The 4,913-nt window shown below is 45.4% G+C and carries 5 protein-coding genes; 4 read left to right on the top strand and 1 reads right to left on the bottom strand.

All coding sequences use genetic code 11. The annotated features are described in order from the left end of the window. Positions 1 to 305 precede the first annotated feature (305 nt). Positions 306 to 1,538 carry an aminopeptidase gene (locus tag FS806_RS24950; protein ID WP_144942032.1) on the bottom strand — a complete coding sequence of 411 codons (1,233 nt, stop codon included), beginning with the start codon at positions 1,536 to 1,538 and terminating at the stop codon, positions 306 to 308. A gap of 352 nt (positions 1,539 to 1,890) precedes the next feature. Between FS806_RS24950 and FS806_RS24945 the strand changes: the two genes are divergently transcribed. The 4 genes from FS806_RS24945 to FS806_RS24930 all read left to right on the top strand — a co-directional run bounded on the left by FS806_RS24945 (position 1,891) and on the right by FS806_RS24930 (position 4,339). Beyond that, positions 1,891 to 2,649, top strand: a complete 759-nt coding sequence (locus FS806_RS24945) for a DUF2087 domain-containing protein (RefSeq protein WP_144942034.1) — start codon at positions 1,891 to 1,893, stop codon at positions 2,647 to 2,649. Between the two features lie 26 nt (positions 2,650 to 2,675). Next, positions 2,676 to 3,032 (top strand): GIY-YIG nuclease family protein, encoded by a 357-nt coding sequence (locus tag FS806_RS24940; RefSeq protein ID WP_144942030.1) that lies wholly within the window; start codon positions 2,676 to 2,678, stop codon positions 3,030 to 3,032. Positions 3,033 to 3,321: 289 nt separating this feature from the next. After that, positions 3,322 to 3,864 (top strand): hypothetical protein, encoded by a 543-nt coding sequence (locus tag FS806_RS24935; RefSeq protein ID WP_144942028.1) that lies wholly within the window; start codon positions 3,322 to 3,324, stop codon positions 3,862 to 3,864. Between the two features lie 13 nt (positions 3,865 to 3,877). Further along, positions 3,878 to 4,339, top strand: a complete 462-nt coding sequence (locus FS806_RS24930; protein ID WP_144942026.1) for a hypothetical protein — start codon at positions 3,878 to 3,880, stop codon at positions 4,337 to 4,339. The last annotated feature ends 574 nt before the right edge of the window (positions 4,340 to 4,913 follow it).

Genomic DNA, 4,913 nt, shown 5'->3' with positions numbered 1-4,913 from the left:
CATTTTCGCCCATTCGCTTGAATCTACCTGTACAAAATACAGTTAGACGTGCCGCTCCGCTTGCAACGATGCCTGCACACGGTAAAATAGACGGATTTTCAAGGTAGATTTCTTTTTTCACTCCAGAGGAGCAAACTAGCTGGATGAAATCCAGCTAGACCAAATCACCGGGCTCTCAGAAGTCGGTGATTTGGTGAGATTGCGAGGAAACATCAAGCTTGAAGCTTACTGCGAGTGCCGGAGAACCTGGTTGCCAAGGCGGGTCATAGAGCCGGACGAAACCGCCTATGAGGAACCTTGCCGGCTTAAATCGCCCAATTCCCCTTGCGGAAGATGGGTTCGACGGTGCCGTCCGCATGAATGCCGTCAATGTCCATCTCTGCAGAGCCGATCATAAAGTCCACATGCGTAATGCTGGAATTGAGGCCGTTCTCGGCCAACTGCTCCTGGGACATCGTTTTGCCGCCCTCCAGATTGAAGGCATAGGCGCTGCCAATGGCCAGGTGATTAGAAGCGTTCTCGTCAAACAGCGTATTGTAGAACAGAATATTCGATTGCGAGATGGGGGATTGGTGCGGCACGAGCGCCACTTCTCCCAAATAGTGCGAGCCTTCGTCCGTATCGACGAGCTGCTCCAGGATTTGCTGTCCTTCCTCCGCTTCCACCCGAACGATGCGGCCTTCCTCGAAGGTCAGCTTGAAGTTCCGGATAAGGTTGCCTCCGTAGCTGAGAGGCTTGGTGCTCGTCACATAACCGTTGACGCCAGTTTTCTTCGGTGCCGTAAATACTTCTTCCGTAGGCATATTGGCCATGAACCCGACATTCTGCTCGTTCGTGCTGCTGGCCCCGACCCAGAGATGCTTCTCGGGGAGCTCAATCGTCAGGTCCGTTCCAGGCGCTCTATAATGAAGCTTATGGAAATGCTTGCTGTTCAGGATATCGACTTTTTTATGTAATGTAGCGTTATGCTCTTCCCATGCCTTCAGCGGATCGTCCGTATTCAGGCGCACCGATTCAAAAATAGCTTCCCACAGTTGATTAACCGCTTCTTCGGTGCTGACATTCGGGAACACTTTGGAAGCCCAATCCCGGGTGGAGGCCGCCACAACGGTCCAGCTCACCTTATCCGACTGGATATACTGCCGGAAACGTTCGAGTGCCTGCCCCGAAGCCTTCTGAAAGTTGGCGATGCGCTTCGGATCGATTCCCTTGAGCAGATCGGGATTAGGAGAAATGATGGAGATAAAGGCGGCTCTCTTGTCCAGCAATGCATTTCTCTTGACCACTTCCCATTCGGGAAAATGCGTGAATACCTCGTCTGCGGCCTTTTCGTACTTGAGCCGGGACAGCCCTTCATCGGTCCAATCGACCAGAACATTGGCGGCCCCTGCATCGTATGCTTTACTCGCAACCAGCCTGACGAGCTCGGTCATCTCCGTGGAACCGGTCACGAAGACGGTCTGACCCTGCTGCACGTTAACTCCCACTTTAACGATCAATTCCGCATACTGCTCTAATTTCTGCTTGAAATCAGTCATGGTAAGCCTCCTTGTAAAAATAATCCTGACCTTTACTATTGTACCCCATTTGTGAAAGGGAGTTCACTTAGATTTTGTCATCCTGTTCCCCTATATAAAAATGGAGCCCCAGGCGAGCCCCATCTCCTTGCTCATTATTTGGTTAATCGGGACGATGCTTCCCGCAAGGTAGCGGCAGCGGAAGGACGGATTAGATCGAGAGCATTCCGGGACACCGTTCGGAACGCCTCTTGATTTAATTCATAAGAGGAGATGAAGGGAAGTAGATGGACGGCTCGAGGAATTGACAATTAATAGACGTTATATGATAATGTCTATATAAATTAACATTATTTAGAGGGTGTGTTTATTGTTGGATGTATCGGAACGGTTTTGGAATGCGTCACTCGAAGATCTGAGACGCGGCTATGTTCGGGAGGGAGATTATTATTGGTGCCTGCTGTGCGGCAAAGCTCTGGAGCAAGGGGTCGTTTACCCTGTGGAGGGAGTGTTCTACGAGGCGGAGAGGTATATGCGCATTCATATTGAGCGGGCGCATCAATCGGTGTTCGACCATTTGATCGGACTGGATAAGAAACTGACCGGCCTTACGGAGCATCAGAGCCGCCTTCTCAGACTCTTTTATCAGGGGAAGAATGACAAGGAAGTTCAGCAGGAGATGGGGATAGGTAGTGCCTCCACCATACGGAATCACCGTTTTGCACTGAAGGAGAAAGAACGCCAAGCCAAGGTATACCTTACCCTGATGGAGCTGCTGAAAGACAAAGATAAGCACGCCCCGTCCTTCATAGAGGTTCATACTTCGGCTACCATGATAGATGACCGCTATAACATCACTTTGGAAGAGGAAGAGGCGGTTCTACAGAAATATTTTCCGCAAGAAGCAGGAGGGCGCTTGAAGACTTTTCATCTCAAGGAAAAGCAGAAGGTGGTCGTTCTGCGCGAGATTGCCAGACGGTTTCAGCAAGAACGGGTTTACAGCGAGAAGGAAGTCAACGAGATTTTGCAGGAAGTTTATGACGACTATGTAACCATAAGAAGGTATCTTATCGAATATGGATTTATGGACCGGAAGCCGGATGGAAGCCAATATTGGTTAATGGCCCGGTGAATCCGATAATAAAGGAGTAGGAAAAGATGGATCGTGAACGTAAAAAACAGCTCGCAGAGCAGTATAAAGAAATGAAGATCGAGGCCGGAGTCTATCAGATCAAAAATACTAAAAACGGGAAGCTGTTCATCAGCAGCACCCCCAATCTGAAGTCGCTAAACGGGAAGCGTTTCGCCCTGAATAACGGGACGGATGTTCATAAGGAGCTCCAGAAGGAATGGACGGAATACGGGGAAGAGGCGTTCGAGATTGAAGTGCTGGAGACGTTGAAGCCGAAGGAAAATGTATACTATGATACGAAGGATGAGCTGGCCAAGCTGGAGGAAAAGTGGATCGACAAGCTCCAGCCATTCGGAGAGCGCGGGTATCATACGGAAAAATAAGCGTTAGCATCAATGACCGGGAAGACCGCTTGTTATAGGCGGTCTATTTTTTATTGTGCCAAAAGCATTAAAAGTCCTACAATGACGCTGAAAATAGCTATATCGGAAAATTTAATTATCCCATTGTCACGCTATCCCTCACGCAAAGATTAAGGGGAGAATAAAATGATAATAATATTACAAAACATTGAATACTATTATGGTCAATTTTTGGCACAAAATTTTGTTCATTTTTTTTGAAAAATAGTGCTATGTATGATATTATAGAAAGTGAGGCGACATATAGCTCATGCCGAGTAAATTTAATGATGAAAATGACAAGCAGAAAATAATTAAACCGGATAAACGAAGAGAAAATAAAAATCGCGTAAACGAAACGAATGAGAAAAAGGATAAACAAAACAATGAACGCACAGGCGATGCGAGTCAAATAACGGATAAACGAAGCGACCAAGATAGATGCGTAGAGAATAAGAACAAGATCCGTGTTAGAAAGGAAACCTTGAAAATGATAACCAAAACGTTTGAACCAAAGGAAATGTTGCCCTTCAGTCAATTAAGGAAGCTTAATCAGAAAGATCTGCTTCGCTCCTTGGAACAAAACGATAAACTCGGCATTGTAGTCAAAGACCAACTTAAAGTGGCGATGATCGACATGGACAAATATCAAATGATGGTGGATGCCTTACAGGAGTACGAGCGGCTACTTGATTTGTTAGAGGAACGCGAGTTGTACGAGCAGATTGGCCATCGTTTGGAAAGCAATCGCGTTGTTGAATACAAAGAAGGGAAGTCACTTCTGGAACTGGCAGGTATTCATCCGGGGAGATGAAATGTAGCAATATATGAGTAAGCTGACGAAGATAGTTTTGCAGCAGGAAGTCCTGGATTTAGACATTCCTGACATAACCACGGCATTCGAAAGCAACCTAAACGGATTACAGGAATGTATGGCGAAGATTGAAGAAGAGCTGGAGCGTATCCGCTTATTTCCTGATCGTCAAGGTAAAGAGTGCGAATATGAGCCACTCAAGTCTGCAGGTTGCCGCAAAGATAAGGTGTTTTCCAGTAAGTCGCTACAAACAACGAAAGGGGAGGCACCTGATTTGCGCATCATTTATAGATACGATGATACTACAGACACTGTTAGGGTTGAGAGCATCGGATTCCGAGTGAAAGAGAAGCCGAGACCCGATCATGACCCTTACAGCAAAGCAGGGCAGAGAATAATACAACGAGAACAAGAAAGGAATAAACGCAAGAAAGGCAAAGCACAGGAAGTCATCATGCTTTGCCTTTCTTGTTGATCAATCAAGCTAATATATCCAAATGATTTGAATTTCTAGGTTTATTGGCGGATCTGAGTTTTATCCCTATGTCATAGTAAGGAGTCAAGCTTACCGTCCCCCAATAACATGACTTTCCATTTCCATATTCGGGCTACTTCTTCCTTTAACACCATTTAAATAACCAACATTTAATTTTACTGTAGAATAATTTGTAAAATCCCCGTTACCAGTTAATTCAAAAGACTGTATACCTTTTGGGTATCGTTGATTAAAAACAACAAAGCCTAATTTCTCACTATTGTCGTCATTTTTGTTTCCGCAGGAAACAGGTGCTTATTCACAAAGGATAATCTGCCAAAAAAAAGTGGAACACGGCAGATAAAGGGGCTGCCTCATAAGTCATTGAAGATGGACTGAGGGCAGCCTTTTTTTGTTGAATTCTATTTATAAATCTTTATCTAACTCGTTTAATTGAGCTTTATCCTTATTCGGTCAAAAAATAAAGAAGAATATATGGCTCTATACCAAACATAGTGCTTGACAACATGTAGAGCAAAAATTGAAAAACATCTGTACATTCCATAAGATGGTT

The organism is Paenibacillus sp. 32O-W, from assembly GCF_007679495.1.
GTDB classification, from domain to species: Bacteria; Bacillota; Bacilli; order Paenibacillales; family NBRC-103111; genus Paenibacillus_L; species Paenibacillus_L residui.
This window is presented reverse-complemented; position numbering and strand designations above follow the sequence as displayed.

Coding starts and splice junctions, on each gene's coding strand:
- FS806_RS24935 (WP_144942028.1), top strand. CDS start 3,322: ATGCCGAGTAAATTTAATGATGAAAATGACAAGCAGAAAATAATTAAA.
- FS806_RS24930 (WP_144942026.1), top strand. CDS start 3,878: ATGAGTAAGCTGACGAAGATAGTTTTGCAGCAGGAAGTCCTGGATTTA.
- FS806_RS24940 (WP_144942030.1), top strand. CDS start 2,676: ATGGATCGTGAACGTAAAAAACAGCTCGCAGAGCAGTATAAAGAAATG.
- FS806_RS24950 (WP_144942032.1), bottom strand. CDS start 1,538: ATGACTGATTTCAAGCAGAAATTAGAGCAGTATGCGGAATTGATCGTT.